1 protein-coding gene is annotated in these 256 nt (G+C 43.4%); it reads right to left on the bottom strand.

What is annotated here, in order from left to right:
* Nucleotides 1-242: phage tail tape measure protein (locus H3V04_RS09685; protein ID WP_232342703.1), on the bottom strand; the 242-nt coding region annotated here is incomplete at its 3' end.
* Between the last annotated feature and the right edge of the window lie 14 nt (nt 243-256).

The raw sequence follows: 256 nt of genomic DNA, 5'->3' as shown, positions 1-256 counted from the left end.
ATTAAAATCTTACGCAAACCAGTACCAGCTTGTTGAGCTTCTAGACCTGAGTTAGAAAGCACACCCATTGCACTAGCAGTTTGAGTTAATGTGATACCTGCTGTTTTAGCAGAAGTACCAACATAGTTCATCCCTATACCTAGTGACTTAAAGTCAGTGGCAGTAGCATCAGCTGCCATAGCCAGCTTGTTTGCCACAATTCTGGTATTTTGCAACATACCAGCAGTCGACTTGGTACGCATACCGAAAGCTTCCA

The sequence above is a fragment of the Bifidobacterium sp. M0353 genome, from assembly GCF_016100645.1.
Classification (GTDB): domain Bacteria; phylum Actinomycetota; class Actinomycetes; order Actinomycetales; family Bifidobacteriaceae; genus Bombiscardovia; species Bombiscardovia choladohabitans.
This window is presented reverse-complemented; position numbering and strand designations above follow the sequence as displayed.